This is a genomic window from Streptomyces sp. NPDC126497 (assembly GCF_040302425.1).
Classification (GTDB): domain Bacteria; phylum Actinomycetota; class Actinomycetes; order Streptomycetales; family Streptomycetaceae; genus Streptomyces.
In genome coordinates, this window is the sequence record NZ_JBEORT010000228.1 from 1 (window position 1) to 1,327 (window position 1,327).

Consider the following 1,327-nt stretch of genomic DNA (forward strand, 5'->3'; position numbering starts at 1 on the left):
CGCTGCGGGATGTGGTCGGGCGTCATGAGGTGTTGCGGACGGTGTTCGCGGTGGCGGACGGGGAGCCGTATCAGCGGATCCTGCCCGTCGAGGAGGCCGGTTTCGCGCTGACCGTCACCGATGTGCGTGCGGAGGACCTGGACGCGGCGGTGGCGGAGGCGGCGCGGTATGCCTTCGACCTGAGCACCGAGATCCCGGTCCGGGCGCGTCTGTTCAGGGTCGGTCCGGACGAGCATGTGCTGGTGCTGGTGGTGCATCACATCGCGGGTGACGGCTGGTCGATGGGGCCGTTGGCGCGGGATGTGTCGGTGGCGTACGGGGCGCGGTGCGAGGGCCGGACTCCCGGATGGGCGCCGTTGCCGGTGCAGTACGCGGATTATGCGTTGTGGCAGCGGGAGGTGTTGGGGTCCGAGGAGGATCCGGGGAGTGTGCTGTCGCGGCAGGTGGGGTTCTGGCGTGAGGCGCTGGCGGGTGTTCCGGAGGAGCTGGCGCTGCCGTATGACCGGTCGCGTCCGGCGGTGGCCTCGCATGAGGGGCATGCGGTGGGGCTGGAGGTGCCGGCTGTGGTGCATGCGCGGTTGCGTGAGGTGGCGCGTGAGCGTGGTGTGACGGTGTTCATGGTGCTGCAGGCGGCGCTGGCGGTGACGTTGTCGCGGTTGGGTGCGGGTACGGACATCCCGATCGGTTCGGCGGTCGCGGGGCGTACGGACGAGGCGCTGGACGAGCTGGTCGGGTTCTTCGTGAACACGCTGGTGGTGCGTACGGATCTGTCGGGTGATCCGACGTTCGCGCAGGTGCTGGAGCGGGTGCGGGAGAGGAGTCTGGCGGGGTTCGAGCACCAGGACGTGCCCTTCGAGCGGCTGGTGGAGGAACTCGCGCCGGCCCGCTCCCTGGCCCGGCATCCGTTGTTCCAGGTGATGCTGACCCTGCAGAACAACAGCCAGGCGGTCCTCGACCTGCCCGGACTGCAGGCCTCCGGGGTACCGACCGGATCCGCCGGGGCGCCCGGAGTGGCCGGTCCCGCGACGGCCAAGTTTGACCTGGACGTCATGGCCACCGAGGTATTCGACGCCCAGGGCGCTCCCGCTGGAATGCGGGGCGTCGTGATCGCGGCTGCTGATGTGTTCGAGGCGGGGACGGCTGAGCGGTTCGCGGCGTGGTTGGTGCGGGTGCTCGAGGTGGCGGTGGGGGCGCCGGACATCCGGGTGGGTGCGGTGGAGGTGCTGAGTCCTGCTGAGCGTGGGTTGGTTTTGGGGTGGGCTGGTGGTGGGGGTGGTGTGGTGCCGGTTGGTGGGGTGTCGGTGGTGGAGTTGTTTGAGGCGCAGGT

General features: G+C 70.0%; 1 protein-coding gene. It reads left to right on the forward strand.

Features of this window, described 5'->3' with window-relative positions; translation table 11 throughout:
- A partial coding sequence (locus tag ABTY20_RS35260) for a condensation domain-containing protein (protein ID WP_352001216.1) occupies positions 1-1,327 on the forward strand: 1,327 nt, incomplete at both ends.